23 protein-coding genes are annotated in these 17,875 nt (G+C 56.7%); 14 read left to right on the forward strand and 9 right to left on the reverse strand.

Annotated features, from left to right (window positions below; genetic code table 11):
* The first annotated feature begins 154 nt into the window (after positions 1–154).
* Genes H9X86_RS05485 through H9X86_RS12485 form a run of 3 tightly spaced genes read left to right on the forward strand, consistent with a single transcriptional unit; the run spans position 155 to position 1,283 of the window.
* Positions 155–841, forward strand: coding sequence for a class I SAM-dependent methyltransferase (locus tag H9X86_RS05485; RefSeq protein ID WP_204900563.1), 687 nt, complete (start codon positions 155–157; stop codon positions 839–841).
* 6 nt (positions 842–847) lie between these two features.
* Positions 848–1,093: a heavy-metal-associated domain-containing protein gene (locus H9X86_RS05490; protein ID WP_118643960.1), complete on the forward strand. Its 246-nt coding sequence runs from the start codon at positions 848–850 to the stop codon at positions 1,091–1,093.
* A gap of 37 nt (positions 1,094–1,130) precedes the next feature.
* Complete coding sequence (locus tag H9X86_RS12485) at positions 1,131–1,283, forward strand: hypothetical protein (protein WP_243416849.1); 153 nt, start codon at positions 1,131–1,133, stop codon at positions 1,281–1,283.
* A 309-nt stretch (positions 1,284–1,592) separates the two neighbouring features.
* On the opposite strand, the gene H9X86_RS05500 is transcribed toward H9X86_RS12485, so the two are convergent.
* The 3 genes from H9X86_RS05500 to H9X86_RS05510 form a co-directional block, all read right to left on the reverse strand.
* A complete protein-coding gene (locus H9X86_RS05500) occupies positions 1,593–1,808 on the reverse strand; it encodes a peptidase M50 (RefSeq protein WP_204900565.1) in 216 nt (71 codons plus the stop codon).
* A 77-nt stretch (positions 1,809–1,885) separates the two neighbouring features.
* The gene (locus H9X86_RS05505; RefSeq protein WP_204900566.1) at positions 1,886–2,284 is read right to left on the reverse strand and encodes a metal-dependent transcriptional regulator; all 399 of its coding nucleotides are present in this window, start codon (positions 2,282–2,284) and stop codon (positions 1,886–1,888) included.
* 260 nt (positions 2,285–2,544) lie between these two features.
* Entirely contained in the window at positions 2,545–2,946 is a 402-nt protein-coding gene (locus H9X86_RS05510) for a metal-dependent transcriptional regulator (RefSeq protein ID WP_087394233.1), read from the reverse strand.
* Positions 2,947–3,190: 244 nt separating this feature from the next.
* On the opposite strand from H9X86_RS05510, the gene H9X86_RS05515 reads away from it, so the two are divergent.
* The 10 genes from H9X86_RS05515 to H9X86_RS05555 all read left to right on the forward strand — a co-directional run bounded on the left by H9X86_RS05515 (position 3,191) and on the right by H9X86_RS05555 (position 11,225).
* Positions 3,191–3,403 carry a FeoA family protein gene (locus tag H9X86_RS05515; RefSeq protein WP_204741245.1) on the forward strand — a complete coding sequence of 71 codons (213 nt, stop codon included), beginning with the start codon at positions 3,191–3,193 and terminating at the stop codon, positions 3,401–3,403.
* 137 nt (positions 3,404–3,540) lie between these two features.
* Positions 3,541–5,544 carry a ferrous iron transporter B gene (gene feoB, locus H9X86_RS05520; protein ID WP_204900567.1) on the forward strand — a complete coding sequence of 668 codons (2,004 nt, stop codon included), beginning with the start codon at positions 3,541–3,543 and terminating at the stop codon, positions 5,542–5,544.
* 388 nt (positions 5,545–5,932) lie between these two features.
* Positions 5,933–6,085 carry a hypothetical protein gene (locus H9X86_RS05525; RefSeq protein ID WP_204900568.1) on the forward strand — a complete coding sequence of 51 codons (153 nt, stop codon included), beginning with the start codon at positions 5,933–5,935 and terminating at the stop codon, positions 6,083–6,085.
* A gap of 45 nt (positions 6,086–6,130) precedes the next feature.
* Positions 6,131–6,553: a flavodoxin gene (locus H9X86_RS05530; RefSeq protein ID WP_087232790.1), complete on the forward strand. Its 423-nt coding sequence runs from the start codon at positions 6,131–6,133 to the stop codon at positions 6,551–6,553.
* 167 nt (positions 6,554–6,720) lie between these two features.
* Positions 6,721–7,584: a helix-turn-helix domain-containing protein gene (locus H9X86_RS05535; RefSeq protein WP_243416850.1), complete on the forward strand. Its 864-nt coding sequence runs from the start codon at positions 6,721–6,723 to the stop codon at positions 7,582–7,584.
* Positions 7,585–7,653: 69 nt separating this feature from the next.
* Positions 7,654–7,734, forward strand: a complete 81-nt coding sequence (locus H9X86_RS12990; protein ID WP_242964725.1) for a DUF6219 family protein — start codon at positions 7,654–7,656, stop codon at positions 7,732–7,734.
* Positions 7,735–7,752: 18 nt separating this feature from the next.
* Entirely contained in the window at positions 7,753–8,025 is a 273-nt protein-coding gene (locus tag H9X86_RS05540) for a DUF6110 family protein (RefSeq protein WP_087232794.1), read from the forward strand.
* Positions 8,026–8,077: 52 nt separating this feature from the next.
* Positions 8,078–10,192, forward strand: coding sequence for a heavy metal translocating P-type ATPase (locus tag H9X86_RS05545; protein WP_204900570.1), 2,115 nt, complete (start codon positions 8,078–8,080; stop codon positions 10,190–10,192).
* 232 nt (positions 10,193–10,424) lie between these two features.
* The gene (locus H9X86_RS05550) at positions 10,425–10,829 is read left to right on the forward strand and encodes an iron chelate uptake ABC transporter family permease subunit (protein ID WP_275962194.1); all 405 of its coding nucleotides are present in this window, start codon (positions 10,425–10,427) and stop codon (positions 10,827–10,829) included.
* Positions 10,830–10,859: 30 nt separating this feature from the next.
* Positions 10,860–11,225 carry a hypothetical protein gene (locus tag H9X86_RS05555; protein ID WP_204900571.1) on the forward strand — a complete coding sequence of 122 codons (366 nt, stop codon included), beginning with the start codon at positions 10,860–10,862 and terminating at the stop codon, positions 11,223–11,225.
* Between the two features lie 52 nt (positions 11,226–11,277).
* Here H9X86_RS05555 and H9X86_RS05560 read toward each other — a convergent pair whose 3' ends face one another.
* The 4 genes from H9X86_RS05560 to H9X86_RS05575 form a co-directional block, all read right to left on the reverse strand.
* Positions 11,278–11,892 (reverse strand): ribonuclease M5, encoded by a 615-nt coding sequence (locus tag H9X86_RS05560; RefSeq protein WP_204900572.1) that lies wholly within the window; start codon positions 11,890–11,892, stop codon positions 11,278–11,280.
* Positions 11,886–12,941, reverse strand: coding sequence for a DNA polymerase III subunit delta (gene holA, locus H9X86_RS05565; RefSeq protein WP_204900573.1), 1,056 nt, complete (start codon positions 12,939–12,941; stop codon positions 11,886–11,888). The genes H9X86_RS05560 and holA overlap by 7 nt, the downstream gene beginning before the upstream one ends.
* 20 nt (positions 12,942–12,961) lie before the next feature.
* Positions 12,962–15,295 carry a DNA internalization-related competence protein ComEC/Rec2 gene (locus H9X86_RS05570; RefSeq protein ID WP_204900574.1) on the reverse strand — a complete coding sequence of 778 codons (2,334 nt, stop codon included), beginning with the start codon at positions 15,293–15,295 and terminating at the stop codon, positions 12,962–12,964.
* Between the two features lie 133 nt (positions 15,296–15,428).
* Positions 15,429–15,575 carry a TraY domain-containing protein gene (locus H9X86_RS05575; protein WP_204900575.1) on the reverse strand — a complete coding sequence of 49 codons (147 nt, stop codon included), beginning with the start codon at positions 15,573–15,575 and terminating at the stop codon, positions 15,429–15,431.
* A 100-nt stretch (positions 15,576–15,675) separates the two neighbouring features.
* Between H9X86_RS05575 and H9X86_RS05580 the strand changes: the two genes are divergently transcribed.
* Positions 15,676–15,924: a hypothetical protein gene (locus tag H9X86_RS05580; protein ID WP_204900576.1), complete on the forward strand. Its 249-nt coding sequence runs from the start codon at positions 15,676–15,678 to the stop codon at positions 15,922–15,924.
* 4 nt (positions 15,925–15,928) lie between these two features.
* Here H9X86_RS05580 and H9X86_RS05585 read toward each other — a convergent pair whose 3' ends face one another.
* Both H9X86_RS05585 and H9X86_RS05590 read right to left on the reverse strand, forming a co-directional pair.
* Positions 15,929–16,846 (reverse strand): SufB/SufD family protein, encoded by a 918-nt coding sequence (locus tag H9X86_RS05585; protein WP_204900577.1) that lies wholly within the window; start codon positions 16,844–16,846, stop codon positions 15,929–15,931.
* Complete coding sequence (locus H9X86_RS05590) at positions 16,843–17,580, reverse strand: ABC transporter ATP-binding protein (protein ID WP_204900578.1); 738 nt, start codon at positions 17,578–17,580, stop codon at positions 16,843–16,845. Before H9X86_RS05590 ends, H9X86_RS05585 begins: the two co-directional genes overlap by 4 nt.
* Between the last annotated feature and the right edge of the window lie 295 nt (positions 17,581–17,875).

Genomic DNA, 17,875 nt, shown 5'->3' on the forward strand with positions numbered 1-17,875 from the left:
GGATGCGTGTCCCGGTCATTCTTCGTTCCAGCTTCTTCCCTTGATTGATCCCAGAGAACACGCAAAACCAATATGGCGGCATCTTGCAATTTCATGCGACAAAGAGTATGATGTGGTTAGCTGGCACTAACCATCATTGAGGTGACCATATTGTATGGATGACAACAAGCAGTTTTGGGAGCGGTTTTCACGGCATTACGCCGGCTTCATACGCCGCTCTCAGACAACCTATCAGCAGATATGCAAAGCAATGCGTCCTTTTCTGAAACGGGACATGGACGTACTGGAGTTGGCCTGCGGAACAGGCCAGCTGTCCGTGCCGCTGTCTCCATGTGTCCGGAGCTGGGAGGCAACCGACTTTTCAGCTGAAATGATCCGTCAAGCCAAAAAGCAGGTTTATTCGTCCCGGCTCCATTTCTCCGTCCAGGACGCCACCAAGCTGCCCTACGGGCCGGAGAGCTTCGATGCGGTGGTGATCTCCAACGCCCTCCATGTCATGCCTCACCCGGAAAAGGCTCTGGCGGAAGCCTGGCGGGTTCTGAAGCCGGGGGGATGGCTGTTCGCCCCCACCTTTGTCTGGGGCAAAAGCCGAAGCGCCAGACTCCGGCTCTGGTTCATGGGGCTGTCAGGCTTTCGGGTGTATCATGTCTGGACTGCCGGGGAGCTGATGGCATACCTGTCCGAGTACGGCTATTCCATCGTTCGCCATCAGCTTCTCGGGAGTTCGTTGGCGCCGCTGTGCTGTCTGATAGCCAGGAAGATCCCGGATGAACGGACTGCGGCACGGCAGGCTACCGTCCGGTCCGCACAGCACGATGATCCAAAAGTCAAGAAGGAGTGATAGAACATGTGGAAGTACACAGTGGAAGTCAACGGAATGATGTGCGGGATGTGCGAGGCTCATGTCAATGACGCCGTGCGCAAAGCCTGCCCGGTCAAAAAGGTGAGTTCTTCCCGGAGCAAAAACCAGACCGTGATCCTCTCTGAAACAGAGCTGGACACGGAGGCTGTTATGAACGCCATTCGCAGCACGGGGTATGAGGTCGGCACGATCCAGAAGGAGCCGTACAAAAAAAGAGGATTGTTTGGTTGAGTTCCTTGGCGGCAGCGGTCAGAAAAGAGGCATGAACATGAACACGGCAATGCAGTCGTTTGGATATGGATTAACAGCTTTGCTATTTTGCATCGCCATTCTTGGCGTGTGCCATAAAATCAAAAAAGCTGCCCGAAAAGCTTTGAAAAGCCAGCAGCCACATAAGGGCGATCTATCGCAAAAGTTTTGATTTATGGTACAGGATTGCTTAGTTGTGAACTTATCCCTATCAAAATAGGCGGTGGATGCGTTGTTGCATCCACCGCTTTGTGTGCTGCTTAAAATAGCAAACGATTATTCCCGGAAGAAGGAAGGTTCCTAAATTGGAGTGCTTTTCTTACTGACGTCTCCGGTAGCAATTCTTCTACTGCCACATACATCATCGCAAAGAGCGTAAGGCAATACGAGGGGGCATAGTTTCTTTGAGGAGAACCGGCGGGATCGTTTCCACCAGCTTTGCCGTTGATGCCGTTGAATTGAATTTTATGATTCTGCTTTACTATTTAGAAGTTAGAAGAAGATACAGTCCGCAAACTAAAAGGATAAGAAACAGAATTGCAGGAACTAATATCCCGTTTTCCACTATGCTTATTATCATCCTTCCCGGTGGTGTTACCCACGCACTTGCCGGATGTTGCATTGCCGCCATTATCACTCCAGTAACTCCAACGACACCACTCAAAGTTAAAAAGCCGCCTTTGATCAATCTGTTCATAATAGCCTCCTCCTATAAAAACATTATGATACCGAATGTCATTTCAACGCAGGTGGGCAAGCAGCTCTTTCCACAGTTTAATCGGCACAGGTTCCTCCAGCCGAATGGTTGGCATATTCTTTTTTGAGCCGCTTTAATCTCTCAAAGGATTCCGTGCTGATTGCGTGTTCAATGCGACAGGCTTCCTTTTCTGCGGTTTTCGGGTCAACACCGGCCTCCTTCAGCATCGCAGAGAAGAATTGGTGCTTTTCCAGTGTGATTTCGGCGACAGAACGGCCCGCTTCGGTCAAGATCAGGAAACGACGCTGGTCCATTCGCAGAAATCCTTTCGCACGCAGAGAGGCAACCGCGTGGCATACACTTGGCTTCGATACCTCCAGATGCTGTGCTACATCCACAGACCGTACCACCCCCATTCTCCTCTGAAGGAGTAGGATCGCTTCCAGATAATCTTCCGCTGACGCACGCACTTCCAATCCCATCACTCCTTGTCCATCCGGCAACCACTATGGTTTTGAGCCAAGTCCAGACCTTCTTTTCATGGGAAGGCTATTGTCTGAATTCAATAAAGCAAAAGAATCCAAGTGGTTAGTTTTTGCTAACCACTTGGATTCTAACATACACCGATACTGTTGTCAATGTGTGTATCCCGTCCGCAACCCCTTGTCCTCTCGGCAGGTAGCGGTCTGTACCCTGAGCGTTCGGATTTCCTGTCAGCGGTGTAGCTTTCTGAAGATCAGTCCTGTGCTCCCGAAGACTCTACATCAGATATTTTTGTCTGATTCAGGTGAGCCTGCATGGCGGCGAAGGATTTTTCGCTGATCACATGCTCGATCCTGCAGGCATCCTCTGCGGCTGTTTTTTCATCCACGCCAAGACCCTTGAGCATTTCTGTCAGTACCGTGTGCCGGGTATACATGGTCTCAGCAATGGCGAGGCCTTTTGACGTCAGGGTGATCGCTCCCTCTCCGTCAACCTCCACATAACCGTCTTTTTTTAGAATGGACAGAGCACGGCTGACGCTGGGCTTGGTATAGCCCATCTGTTCTCCCACGTCAATGGCCCGCACAAAGGATTTTGTTTGCCTTAAAATATAAATGGTCTCCAAATACATCTGACCAGATTCATGGATTGCCATACAAGACCTCCATTGGATAAAGCATTTTGATTATTATAGCACAGTCCGGAAAAATGAACCAGCCTGTTTATCGGAAACAGAGATTTTCTTTGCTGAACATAGGTTCCCGCTTGACAATTGATTTGGCATGGTATATTATAGCAGAAGGTTAGATATTGCTAACCTAATTTTTTCGCGGTCTGGTTTCCTATCGCTAACCAGACTACGAAAAAATGATTGAATCAACTCTGAAAAGGTGATGGATATGACATTGTTGGATGCTCTGGACGGGCAGGAATATATCATCAAGCAAATCAATACGGACGATGAGGAGCTGAATGCTTTCCTTTTTTCTTTGGGTTGCTATGTGGGAGAGCCGGTGACCGTGGTATCCCACCTCAAGGGCGGCTGCGTGGTTTCCATCAAGGATGGCCGCTACAATATCGACAACCAGCTGGCCTCGGCCATCGAGATATAAGATCTGGAGCACTTATTACGCCCCAGAGCCCCAGATCTAAGGTATTCATTCATGTTTATTCTGCCCAACGGTTAGCATAGGGCAACCGCTGAGTTGTGAATAAAGTACATCGCACACATAAAAAAGGAGGAAATGTCATGCGTATTGCCTTGACTGGCAACCCGAACTCCGGCAAAACCACCATGTACAACGCCCTCACCGGGCGAAATGAGAAGGTGGGCAACTGGGCCGGCGTGACGGTTGAAAAGAAGGAGCACCCCATTAAGAAAGCCTACTGCAGCGGGACGGAAGATCTGATCGCCGTGGATCTGCCCGGCGCCTACTCCATGTCCCCGTTCACATCGGAGGAAAGCATCACCAGTTCCTATGTGAAGCACGAACACCCCGATGCCATCATCAATATTGTGGATGCCACCAACCTGAGCCGCAGCCTGTTCTTCACCACCCAGCTGCTGGAACTGGGCATCCCCGTGGTGGTCGCCCTCAACAAAAGCGACATCAATGCCAAGAAGCAAACCACCATTGACACGGCCGCCCTCTCTGCGAAGCTGGGCTGCCCGGTGGTAGAGACCGTCTCCACTGCTGCGGAAGGGCTGAAAGCCGTAGTGGACGCCGCTGTTGCACAAAGCGGTAAAATCCAAAGAGCTCCTTATGTCCAGGGCGACATCGATCTGACTGACAAGAAGGTTGTGGAGGAAGCTGACCGCAAGCGTTTCGCGTTTGTCAATTCCCTGGTCTCCCAGGTGGAGAAGCGGAAGGTCCTCACCAAGGACAAGGGCACGGGGGACGCCATTGACGCCGTGCTGACCAACAAGTTCCTGGGCATTCCCATCTTTGCCGTGGTCATGTTCCTGGTGTTCCAGATCTCTCAGGTGTGGGTAGGCACACCCGTTGCCGATTATCTGGTGGGCTGGATCGAAACCTTCCAGGGCTATGTGGCAGACAGCCTGGCCGATGCCAACCCGCTGCTGACTGCTCTTTTGGCTGACGGTATCATCGGCGGCGTGGGCGCTGTGGTGGGCTTCCTCCCCTTGGTGATGATCATGTACTTCCTCATCGCCCTGCTGGAGGACTGCGGCTATATGTCCCGTGTCTCCGTGGTGCTTGACCCCATCTTCAAAAAGGTGGGTCTGTCCGGAAAGTCTGTGATTCCCTTCGTCATCGGCACCGGCTGCGCCATTCCCGGCGTCATGGCCAGCCGCACCATCCGCAACGAGCGGGAGCGCCGGGCCACCGCCATGCTGACCCCCTTCATGCCCTGCGGCGCCAAGATCCCCGTCATCGCTCTGTTTGCCGGCGCCTTCTTTGATGACGCAGGCTGGGTAAGCTTCACCATGTACTTTACCGGTATTGTCCTGATCTTCCTGGGCGCTCTGCTGGTCAACAAGATCGCCGGCTACAAGAACCGGAAGTCCTTCTTTATCATCGAGCTGCCGGAGTATAAGGTACCCTCTCTCTGGTTCGCCTTCAAGGCCATGTGCGCCCGGGGCTGGGCCTACATCGTGAAGGCCGCCACCATTATTCTGCTGTGCAACACCGCCGTGCAGATCATGCAGACCTTCAACTGGAGCTTTGCCGTGGCGGAGACCGCCGACAGCTCCATCCTGGCCTCCATCGCCCACCCCTTTGCCTATCTGCTGGTGCCCATCGTGGGTGTTCTCAGCTGGCAGCTGGCCGCTGCCGCCGTCACCGGCTTCATTGCCAAAGAAAATGTGGTGGGCACCCTGGCTGTGTGCTTTGTGGGCCTGGAGAACCTCATTGACACCGATGCCCTGGAGATGATGGAGGGCGCCGGCGCCGAGGTAGCGGGCGTCATCGCCATCACCAAGGTGGCGGCTTTGGCCTACTTAATGTTCAACCTGTACACACCTCCCTGCTTTGCCGCCATCGGCGCCATGAACTCCGAGATGAAAAGTGCCAAGTGGCTGTGGGGCGGTATCGGCCTCCAGCTGGGTACCGGCTACACAGTGGGCTTCCTGGTCTACCAGATCGGTACCCTGATCACCACCGGTTCCATTGGCGCCGGCTTTGTCCCCGGTCTCATCGCTGTAATTGTGTTCGCCGCAATTCTGGTGTGGCTGTGCCTGAAGGCGGATAAGGATCTGAAGCAGGAGTATGCGCTGAATGGAGCGAGAGCCTGATGACCGACTATATCGTAATTGGGATTCTTGCGGTAATTATCGCAGCCGCCGCTTTCTATGTCTATAAGGCAAAAAAGAGCGGCAAGAAGTGTATCGGCTGCCCGGATGGATGCTCTTGCAGTTCCAAAAAGGCAGACCAGCATCACTGCTGCTGCAGTACCCATGAGAAATAGAAAAGATGCGGGGGCCTTCCGTTTGGATGGCCCCCGCTGATCATTTCATGCATCCATGAACTTTCCTATTGACAAACATGATGTGATATATTAAAATCGGAACATAGGTTAGCTATCGCTAATCTCCGGGAGAAATCCCGAATATTTTTTGGATATAAGTTAGCGATTGCTAACCATCTGCTTTGGGAGTGACTCACTATACAAGGAGGCGTGTTATGTCAGAGGATCTGCTGATTCGTCACTGCTCTCCCACCCTGGCGGGAATCAAGACGGGAAACCTCTTTGAGAAATACGAGATGTGCAGCAAAATCTACTCCCGGCAGTGGCAGCAAGGGAAATCCATCGAGCAGCTCACCGTGGCTGGTTGATGTTTCTACCATAACAAATCCAGAAAGAAAGGTCGTTAGAGTCTTATGAGTAAAGTTGCAGTTGTGTATTGGAGCGGCACGGGAAACACCGAGGCCATGGCCATGGCGGTGGCCGAAGGAGCCAAGGGCAAGGGTGCCGAGGTATCTGTGATCACCGCCGCAGAGTTCTCCCCGGAGCAGGTCAGCGAGTATTCCGCCATCGCTTTCGGCTGCCCCTCCATGGGGTCGGAGCAGCTGGAGGAGAGCGAGTTCGAGCCTATGTTCACCGCCTGTGAGGGCAGGCTGAGCGGGAAGAATATCGCCCTGTTCGGCTCCTACGGCTGGGGCGATGGCGAATGGATGCGCAGCTGGGAGTCCCGCTGCAACGACGACGGCGCCAATCTGGCCTGTGACAGCGTGATCTGCAACGAGACTCCGGACGATGACGCTCTGGCGGCTTGCCGCGAGTTGGGCGCGTCGCTGGCCTGACAAAAACACCGCAGAAGGCAGGAGGCGCTCGTCTCCTGCCTTCTGCCTGTATCCCCAGTCAGCATAGGCAAAACCATTTCCGAACCCAGAGAAACAGGTCGTGAGAAATCATGCTGAAAGAATATTTATCGAGCCAGGGCTCCGCCACAGGCCGTTGGAGCAGCAGTATGCCAGGGGTACAGATCTGCCGGTTTTCCCTGCCGGAGCCGGAGCAGGAACCTCTGCGGTCTGTCCCGGTGTGCGGCGCACCGCTCCAGTTTGAGGTACTGTTCTGCCTGACCGGCCGCCTTACTGTCCGAGCGTTACAAGGTACCTCCTGCACGGTGGAGGCGCCGGGGATTTTCCTGCTCTCCGACAGCTCTGCTCTCCGCTCGTGTCGGTACAGCGGAAACCTGAGCGGTGTTTTGATTGCCGTAGACGCAAAAGCCGCAAAGGAAAGCCTTGTGACGGTCTGCTCCACTTTGGGGATGAAGCTGGACACCAGGATCGTCAAGAAAAAGATGACAGCAAGAAACGGCTGCACGGCCCTGTGCGGCACGCCTTGGACGCAGGCATTTTTTGAAACCGTTCGCTATCTGTCAGAGCAGGAGCAGGAACGCTACTGTGTTTTCAAGTCGGTAGAACTGCTGTATCTGCTCTGCACCGAGGTATCTGAATCGGATGAATCTCTCTCCGGCTCAGGCTGTCCTGTATCCCACAGCCTGTTGGAAGTCAAGGCATACATACAGACGCATCTGTCTGATAAGCTCACCATTGCGCTCCTCTGCAAACAGTTTTCGCTTTCCCCGACCTTCTTGAAAGAAGGGTTCCGCCGCACCTATGGCATGCCGATTCACAGCTTTTTGGTTCAACAGCGCCTCCGGCGGGCACAGGAGCTGATCTGCACCACCCGGATGTCCATTCAGCAAATTGCGCAGGCTGTGGGGTATGAGGGTATGAGCCAGTTCAACGCAGCGTTCAAGCGGGAGTATGGCATGACTCCCGGCCAGTATAGAAAAATGTCGGAAACCGCAACTCTGCGTCCGTTTTGACAGCGACAAACTCCCACAATTCCTGTTATAATAACCAGACATTCCAAAGTGATCAAAGGAGTGAGAGCGATGAAACAACATCGTTTTTGGGCCTGGGGCGCTGTGATTTGCATGATTATGGTCATGGTCACCGGCTACAAGCGGAAATAAGGGAAAGGAAGTATTGCAATGAGTGTTTATACGAAACTGGCCTGCTTTGCCACCGGTGCTTTGTTTGGCTCTTTTGGAGTTAAGCTGCTGTCCAGCAAGGACGCCAAGAAGGCCTATGTCCATGTCACGGCCGCCGGTCTGCGGATGAAGGACTCGGTCATGGGGACCGTAACCACGGTGCAGGAGAACGCTGCAGACATTCTGGCCTCCGCCAAGGAGCTGAACGAGGACCGGGCTGCAAAGGAAGCAGAGGAAGCCGCCGCTGCCAATCTGGAAAGCGAAGAAGCCTGATTGACCCAGAGGGAGCCGCCAGCGGCTCCCTCTTTCCGTGAAGGAGGAACCTATGAACGCAACCATATTGCACGAAAGCCGGGGGCGCATCCGGTTCCGGCTGCGGCAAAAACAGATGACACTCGCTCAGGCGGATCTGCTGGAGGCATGGATTCAGGGAAAATCATGGTGCCGGCAGGTCACCGTCCATGAGCGCACCTGCTGCGTCATCCTGTACTACGATGGGACTCGCCAAGCCGTGCTGAATGAGATTCGGCAGTTTTCCTGGCAGGAGGCGGAGCGGATCACATCACTGCCCGCCCACAGCAGCCGGGCGCTGAACCGGGAATTCGAGGAGAAGCTGGTAACTAAGGTAGTGTGCAAAGCTGCCTGTACCCTGTTTCTCCCACCTCCATTGCGGATTGCCCGCATACTCTGGCACATGATCCCCTTTGTACGGCGGGGACTGCGCTGCCTGCTGCGCCGCCGCATCAAGGTGGAACTGCTGGATGCCCTGTCTATTTCCATTTCCGCCTGCAGAAGGGACTTTGGAACCGCCGGAATGGTCATGTTCCTGCTGGAAGTGGGCGAACTACTGGAGGAGTGGACAAGGAAGAAATCTGTGGCGGATCTGGCCCGGTGCATGTCGCTGAATGTGGACCGGGTCTGGCTGCGCACAGCCCAGGGCGAAGTGCTGGTCCCTGTGTCCCAGATCCAGCCGGGGGATGCGGTAGTCGTCCGCGCCGGCGGCATCGTCCCCGTGGACGGGCTGGTGCTGGAGGGGGAGGTCACCGTCAATCAGGCGTCCCTCACCGGTGAGTCCATCCCGGTACCCAAGCGACCCGGCGGCGCGGTCTATGCCGGCACCGTGGTGGAGGAGGGCGAGTGTGTGCTGGAGGTGAAGCAGGCCTCCGGTCAGAGCCGCTATGACCAAATCGTTCACATGATCGAGCAGTCGGAGCAGATGAAGTCGGAGGCTGAGAGCAAGGCTGCCAATCTGGCGGACAAGCTGGTGCCCTATACCTTTGTAGGGAGTCTGCTGAGCTTCGTCCTCACCCGGAATGTGGCACGGGCTTTGTCGGTGCTGATGGTGGACTTCTCCTGCGCACTGAAACTGGCTATGCCTCTGGCCGTCCTCTCCGCCATGCGGGAGGCGGGACGGGCCCATATCACCGTCAAGGGCGGCAAGTTCCTGGAAGCGGTGGCTGCCGCCGACACCATCGTTTTCGACAAGACCGGCACCCTGACCCACGCCTGCCCCCGGGTGGCTCAGGTGGTGTCCTTCGGTGGCAAAGAGGAAGCCGAAATGCTGCGGCTGGCCGCCTGTCTGGAGGAGCACTTCCCCCATTCCATGGCCAACGCCGTGGTGGAGGAGGCCAAACGCCGGGGCCTGCGCCACGAGGAGTACCACTCCAAGGTGGAGTATCTGGTGGCTCACGGCATCGCAAGCACCGTCGATGAGGAGCGAGTCCTCATCGGCAGCGCGCACTTTATCTTTGAGGATGAGGGCTGCGTCATTCCAGAGGGCGAGCAGGAACGCTTTGATGCGCTGCCGCCGGAGTATTCCCACCTGTATCTGGCAATAGGGGGGCAGCTGGCCGCTGTGATCTGCATCTCCGACCCGCTGCGGGAGGAGGCGAAGGAAGTTCTGTCCACCCTCCGTGCTCTGGGGGTCACCAGTACCGTCATGCTCACCGGCGACAGCTACCGCACCGCCGCAGCCATCGCCGCCCAGGTGGGAGTGGATGACTTCCGCGCCGGAGTCCTGCCGGCGGACAAGGCGGAGTATGTGGCACGGCTACGCCGGGAGGGGCATACCGTCCTGATGGTGGGCGACGGCATCAACGACTCACCGGCCTTGTCCGAGGCGGATGCGGGCATTGCCATCAGCGACGGCGCCGCCATTGCCCGGGAGATCGCGGACATCACCATTGCCGCCGACAGCCTCTGGGAGCTTGTAGAGCTGCGCCGGATCGCCATGGCGCTGATGGCGCGCATCCACTCCAACTATCGCTTTGTCATCGGCTTCAACGGCGCCCTGATCGCTCTCGGCGTGGCCGGTGTCCTGCCGCCTGCCACCTCCGCCACGCTGCACAACCTCTCCACTTTGGGAGTCAGTCTGCGAAGCATGAGCCGGCTGACTACTCAGACGCAGTCCGCTCGGGGCAACAATTCGCATAATGGATAAAAAAAGAATCCTTTCCGCTTGGTAGCTTGTGCTTTTTGCGTGGTTGCACACGACTAACTCCATGTGCTATAATACACTCACGATGCGCAGTGCGTGATGCATGGTAAGTCCAATCGCCCCTGCGCATCGTTTTTTACAATACAGTTAGCCATAGCTAACCACATTGAAGAAAGGGGAGGATTGTATCAGACCGTATCGATCTACCATTGTTCTTTCTGTTCTGCTGCTTATATTGTCCGGCTGTTCACTGTTTGTGGGCGTGATTGACCTGACACCCGGTGAGCTACTCGCAGGCAATTTTGAGCAGCTGGAGATTTTCCTGATCTCCCGGCTGCCTCGCCTGCTGGCCATCCTTTGTACCGGCGTCGGCATGAGCGTTGCGGGACTCATCATGCAGCAGCTGTGCAGCAACAAATTTGTGTCCCCAACCACCGGCGCCACCATCTCCTCGGCCCAGTTCGGCATCCTGCTGGCTCTGCTGTTTATGCCGGCCTCCACACTGTGGAGCCGGGCCATTTTTGCCTTCGCCACGGCGATTCTGGGCACCTGGATCTTCGTCTGGTTCATTCAGCGCATCCAGTTCAAGGAAGTACCAAACCACCTCTCACCCCGCTCCCTCCTGCTGCATAGTCTGTAAAATGGCAATGGCCAGAAAGGAGAGATTCCAATGCTTCCTACTGTGAATCCTGAGGTGCTGGACAACACCCAAACCTGCCCCGCTGTGGGCTATCAATCCGCATCCCTCTGTGTGCCCGTCACCGTCACCCCCTTTGCCCAGGCCGGAATGACCGCCACCAAGTGCTGTGGCACTCCAGTGGTCACTCCAGGCCTTGAGGTGTGCAACGGGATGAAAAATGGCTCCTGCGTGTTCACCATCACCCAGGACATCTGCGTGGCAGTGCCCGTGGAGTTCGGCGCTGTGGCCACCGTAGGCGACACCTTCGTCAGCTGCAACGAGGTCTCCGACAACGATATCTGCACCGGTTGCGGCCAGATGCCTGCCCCGGACACCGGCGTCATCCCTCAGGTCTGACTTTTTTCTCATAAATTCCAAGGGAGTGTGCGTTTTGTCCACTCCCTTTCTGTTATATCTGAGAGGTCTCCTCCCGTTCCAGCTCCTCCACCATCTGCGCCACCTCTTGGGGGGTGTGCAGGGCATTGAGCATGGCCAGCAGTGCCTTACTGTTCATGTGCTGGGGCAGACCCAGCTTGTGCAGCAGCTTTTCCCGGCGCACAGCAGAGTCCGGACGTCCTGTAAGCCCCAGCACGAACAGGTCTGCCGGGGTCAGGTCACCCCGGACGGGGGCAGGCCCCTCCCTGTCCAAAACCGTAGCTCCCGCTCGCACCAGAGCCTGGCGGAGCACCTCCGGGTTCATCCCCTCCACGCCCAGCTTCCCCTCCTTGCCGGCCTTGCGCTTGCGCCGCTCCTTGCCGTACACGTCGGGGATATAGGCATGTTTCACCTGGTCTTTGGGAATGGCTCCCTTGAGGTAGTTGCGGATGACAAACCCCGCCCCATCCGAGTCGGTGAGCACGATAATGCCCTGGCGCTGGGCCAGACGGCGGATCAGCTCCAGCTTCTCCCCGTCCTTGAACACCCCAAACCCGGAGGTCTCCAGAATCAGGGCATCCACCACCTGGGAGAGGCTGTTTTTGTCGTATCGCCCCTCCACAATGATGGCCTCTTTGATTTTTAACATGGGATCACCTTCCGTCCTGCCGACAGCTCCATCAAAAGCCCGGTGAGAATTTCACCCTCCGCTCCATAGTTGATCTTCATCTGGATGTCCGCCTCGCTGCACCGCCGCACGGCGTGGCGGCACCACACCAGGGAGAATTTCCGAGCGGCATCCATGAGCTTGTCCCCCTGGAACGAGTGGCGCATCCCCCACAGCTGCATAAAATCCCCCCGGCTCAGCCCTGCGTCCAGATAGAGGCGGGCGGTGTAGAGCTGGCGGAAGTACTTACCCATCACCGAGAGGATCATGATTCCCGACTCCTGGCTGTGGAGCAAATCAGCCAGCACCGAGGCAGCCTTGTCAAAGTTGCGCTGGGCCAGGGCATCGGTCATTTGAAACACCACCGCATCCACCTGGGGGATGGCTACGGCATCTATATCTGCCCGGGTGATCCGTTCTTCGGCGGCATAGGCGCAGATCTTCTCCAGTTCGGTGGACAGATTGGTCATGCTGTCCCCACACAGGAAGATCAGGTACTGGGCATCGGCAGAGTCCACCCGGTGGCCCATGGCCTTACACTTGCGCACGATCCAGTCGGTGAGATCCCCGGTAGACTGGCGGGAGAAGTTGACCAGCGCCCCCGCTTGCTTGAGGTAGGTGCCCAGCTTGCTGCGCCCATCCACCTTGAAGCTGAGCAAGTCATATACAAACACTAAGCAGCAGTAGTCAGGCAGATCTTCCAACAGCTCCAGTAACTGCTTCCGTCCGCTCTCCCCCTGCCCCATGAGGTCAAAATCCGTGACCAGCACCAGGGTACGCTCACTCATCATGGGCAGACAGTCCACCGCCTGGGCGATCCACTCCACCGAGCAGTCCTTACCCTGGGCTGTATGGAGGTTGAAATCCTCCATACCCTGGGGCAAAATTGCCTTTTTGATCTCGCCCAGGTAGTACTCCCGCAAAAACGCCTCGTCACCATACAAGACGTAGAGATTTTTCAAACCGCCCTGGCGCAGAGCCTGTTTCAGTTCCCGCATGGCGGTGTTGTCGGTTTGATTCTTCGGCGGCATCCCGCTTCCTCCTTTTGCACTTACCAGATTCCCACATTCTCTCCCTGCACGGCCACCGTCACCGTCCCCTCCAGATCGGTGCGGTGTACTTCCACCCCTGCCCGGCGCAGCCGCTCCAGGGTGTCTGCGTCCGGGTGGCCATAGGAGTTGTCCTCCCCCACAGAGATGATGCCCAACTCCGGGCTGGTGCGGGAAAGCAAATCCATGCAGGTGGAGCCCCCGGCACCGTGGTGGCCCACCACCAGCAGTTCAATGTCCGGCAGGACAAAGTATTTCACCAGCATCCGCTCCACGTAGCTGTCTGCATCGCCGGTAATGAGCACGTCAAAGGTCCCTGCGCTGCACAGGGCAAACAGCCCCTCTTCGTTGGTGGTTCCGCTGCCCAGGGGTGGGAACAGGGTGAGTTCCACCCCATCCAGAGACAGCTCCGTCTCCTCCTCCACCCACACAAGAGGAATCTCCCGCTGCTCCAGCCAGGTCTCCAGCTGCCCGGCCTGTTCCTCTCCTTTGGCAGAAACGGGCACCATGACCTGTGCCACTTCCACCCGCTCCAGCAGCCGCTCCACCCCGTTGAAGTGGTCGTCATCCAAGTGGGTGAGCACCAAGGCGTCCAGCCTGGTGCGTCCCACACTTGCCAGGTGATCGGCGGCAATATCTCCCGCCGAGGCGGAGGTACTGCCGCCGCAGTCCACCAGCACAGAGCTCTCTGGACTCATCAGCAGGGTGGATGACCCCTGCCCCACATCCAGCCCCATCACCACCAGATCTGAGCTGGACACGGAAAAAGCGGACAGGCCCACGGGCAAAAACAGCAGGGCGGTAAGCCCCACTCCCACCAATACGGCCCGAAGAGCAGTCACGCCGCTCCACAACAGAAGTGCGCCCACCAGATAGACCCCCACCAGCCATACCAGATGATAGGGATTGTCCACCTCCAGCACCCCATAGGGGACGGTGCCCATCCGGTGCACCACCCACACGGTGTAGTGGCCCAACAGTCCCGTGCCCTGCCCCAATAGGGTGGCCACGCCGGGCAGACACAGGGCCAAGCTTCCCACCGCCAGCGCACAGATCATCAGTGCCGTCATGGCCCACAGCACCAGGATATTGGTCAATGGTGCAATCAGCGACACCTGGCCAAACACTGCCCCCGCCAGGGGAATGGTGAGCACCATGGCACCCAAAGAGGCGGAAACAGAGGCACACACCCCCTGCCATATCCGCCTGAGTACCTTGGGCCGCCCCTCCCTCTTCCATCGCTCCAACGGCCCAGTGAGACAGTCGTATATTTTGGGGGTCACCGCAAGAATGCCGGACACCGACAGAAAGGACAGCTGCAACCCCACACTGTACACAGAAAAGGGATTTTGGAGCAATAGCATCAGCAAAGCCAGAGCCAAGGCGGAAGGAGCGTCCCGCTCCCGGCCCACCCAGGGCACTGCCAGCACCACCACCTGCATCCACACGGCTCGAAATGCAGAGGGGGTGTCCCCCGCCATCACCGCATAAAATACCAGCACCGGAACGATGGCCAACGCCCAGCGGCGGCGGCCCCGGCACAGGAGCATCAAAACGCCCACCAGAAAGGAGATGTGCAGCCCGGACACCACGGCGGCATGGAGCACCCCCGCCCGCACCATGTCCTGATACAGGCCATCGGCCATTTCACTTTTGTCGCCCAGGGTCACAGCCATGGCCAGAGGACTCACCTGCTGGTCAAAGGCCACCTCAATGCCCCCTTTCAGCCGTTGGGCCGCCAAAGCAGGCCAACACATCAGGGGCGGTACCGAGGGCCGCTCCACCGTGGGCGCCCCCTGGCAGCTGCCCAGGAGAAACACACCCTTGGCAGCATGATAGGACACATCTGACCCATCCGTCAGGGAGATGCACTCCACCGTTCCCGACCCCTGGACATGATCCCCCGGCTGCACATCTTCCCAGCTTGGGGGCGCATACAGGTTCACCTTCGCCCCGCCATCCAGGCGCAGTACCAGGGAACACCGTCCTGTGTCAGTCTGCTGGGGCTGGGTGAGTACCGTACCTGAAATGCTCTGTGTCCCATCCCAGTCCTGGGTGGGGACGCACACCATGTAGTAATATACGCAAAACCAACACAGACCCACTCCGCAGCCCAGGGCGGCAGCTGTCCCTCTCCGGCATACCTGCCAGAGCAGGTGCCGGCGGGGCGCACGGGCGGTCATGGCCATCCAATCCTCTCGATTTTTGGGGTGGGATAGCTGCCAGCCCGCCACCATGGCCAGGGCGGGAAAAAGCATCCACATGGGTGAGACTGCACCCGCCAGCAGCAGACAGGCCAGGGCGAAGCCGCCTGCAAACCACGGCAGTTTTCGCACATCCGCCACCCCTTCCAGTCCATCTTTTTTCATTGTAACGGGTGTATGGCGGCAAGTCAACCGCTGCCACCGCAGTTGGTCAAAACACAAAACACCGCTGTGAAGGGCACTATCCTCCACAGCGGTGTTTTTGTCACTGTTCCAACTGTTTCAAATGGGCTTTGCAGATGAGATTGATGTACTGGGACAGGGATCGGTCACAGTCCTCCGCCAACACCTTGAGCTTTTCCACCACGTCCTCATCCAGGGTAATGCTCACCTTTTGCTTTAATGGCTTCATAGAATTACCTCATATCCTTTTTTGCTAGTATAGCATTTTAAGCGATATTAGGTTGATTATTCGTTCTTAATAGTATAAAGTAGGATTTGAGGTGATTTACATGGAATTATATCAGGAGCTTTTACTGATGCTTTTACAACAACAGCGTATAGAAATTACATTCCCCGACCTTAATATCTCTGCCCAGGATTTTGTGGAATGCCAGTGCTATCAAGCCCTAAACCAAATCAAGACTGTCATACATGATGACAGTCTTGACGATGGTGATTGTTTCGCAAAAATCGAAGAAATCATACAAATCTTCGAGAATATTGGAAGTACCGGTGGTTTCCGCCACGATTTTGGATAACCCTTTACCGCAGGAACCCATCCAAAATCTTCTGCTCGGCCTCCTCCTCGGTCAGCCCTAAGGTCATAAGTTTCAGCAGCTGATCTCCGGCGATCTTGCCGATGGCGGCCTCGTGGATCAGCTGGGCATCCATGTGGTTGGCCACAATGGCGGGAATGGAACTGACCTTGGCATGGTCCATGATGATGGAGTCGCACTGGACGTGGCCGAAGCAGGGGGCCTCCCCCTGCACCTGGGGGTAGAACACCTGCACCGAGTTGTCCTGGGCCACAGAGCGGGAGATGACCTGGGTGCGGGCACCCTCTCCCTTCATAATGACCTCCATTTTGCTCTCGGCAAACTGGTCTCCGTGGGTGAGCAGACGCTCGGTGACCACCGCCTCAGCGTTTGCCTCCATCTCCACCTTGGTGTAGCGGCGAGTGGAGTCCACGCCCCGGATCTGCACCGTCTCCAGCTGGATGGAGGCGCCCTCCTCCAGATAGATGATGGTATGGGGGTTGAGGATGCGCTTTCCGGTACCTTCCCCCTCGCCGTAGTGCTTCTCCACATAGCGCACCTTGGCGTTTTTCCCCACATAGAAGGTGTGCACGCCGTCGTGCTGGGCGGTCTCACAGCCGGAGTTGTGGATGCCGCAGCCTGCCACAATGCTCACGTCGCTGTTTTCACCGATGTGAAAGTCATTGTACACCAAATCGGTGAGGCCGGTCTGGGTGACGATGACGGGGATGTGCACCGACTCATTGACGGTACCCGGAGCAATGCGGATGTCAATGCCCGGCTTGTCCTCTTTGCTCTCAATGACAATGTTGGCGGAGTTGCTGCGCCCCTCCAGCTTGCCGTTTTTGCGGATGTTGTACGCCCCCTGGGGCACACGCTCCAGGTCGGCAATTTCCCGGAGCAGATGGGTGTCGATGGAATTCATGCCTGGGCCCCTCCCTTCACAAAGGCGCACCCGGATTGGGTGTTTTCCAAAATCTTGGGGAACATCTCCTCCTTGGCGCCACGCTCCAACACCTGGCCTCCGGCAATCATGACGATCTCATCGGCCAAATTGATGATGCGCTCCTGGTGGGAGATGATGATGATGGTGGCCTGCCGCTTATCGTGGATATAGCGGAAGGTCTCGGTGAGCTTGGCAAAGCTCCACAGGTCAATGCCTGCCTCCGGCTCGTCGAAAATCATCAGGGGAGACTTGCGAGCCAGAATGGTGGCGATCTCAATGCGCTTGACCTCACCGCCGGACAGGGAGTTGTCCACCTCCCGGTCAATATAGTCGGCGGCACACAGCCCCACCTGGGTCAGCAGCTGGCAGCCCTCGGCGTGGGTCAGGTTGGGATTGCCCGAGGCCAGGCTCAGCAGATCCCACACCCGCAGGCCCTTGAAACGAGGGGGCTGCTGGAACCCGTAGCTGATACCCCGGCGAGCCCTTTCGGTGATGCTCAGGTCGGTGATGTCTTCCCCGTTCCAGATGATCTGGCCAGAAGTGGGCTGGTTGAGGCCCATAATGGTCTTGGCCAGGGTGGTCTTGCCGCCGCCGTTGGGGCCGGTGACCACCAGGAAGGTACCGTCTTTCACATCCAAAGAAACGTCCTTCAAAATATCCTTCTGATTCCCCTCTCCCTCCACGGAGAAGGTCAGATGCTTCAATTCCAACATAGTACAAATCTCCCGTGTGAAGCCGCCCCCAGAAAGGGAGCGGCTTTTAATTCATAGTTCTCTTATATGTTTTGCTAGTATACCATGATTATACCCAACTGTCAACCGTGGCAATCCCTGGATTCGGGCATAGAATGGGGTATTTAGGAGGTGTTTTCCCATGGATGAGATTATGAATTCCCGTTCTGACTCTCAAGAGGTATTCCAGCGGGTATGGGCCCGGGTGATGGGCACCGCTGCCGCCACCCAGCAAACCGCCGATGCACCCCAACCCGCTCCGGTAGCTGCCCCTGCC

Source organism: Pseudoflavonifractor capillosus, from assembly GCF_016902575.1.
Classification (GTDB): domain Bacteria; phylum Bacillota; class Clostridia; order Oscillospirales; family Oscillospiraceae; genus Enterenecus; species Enterenecus capillosus_A.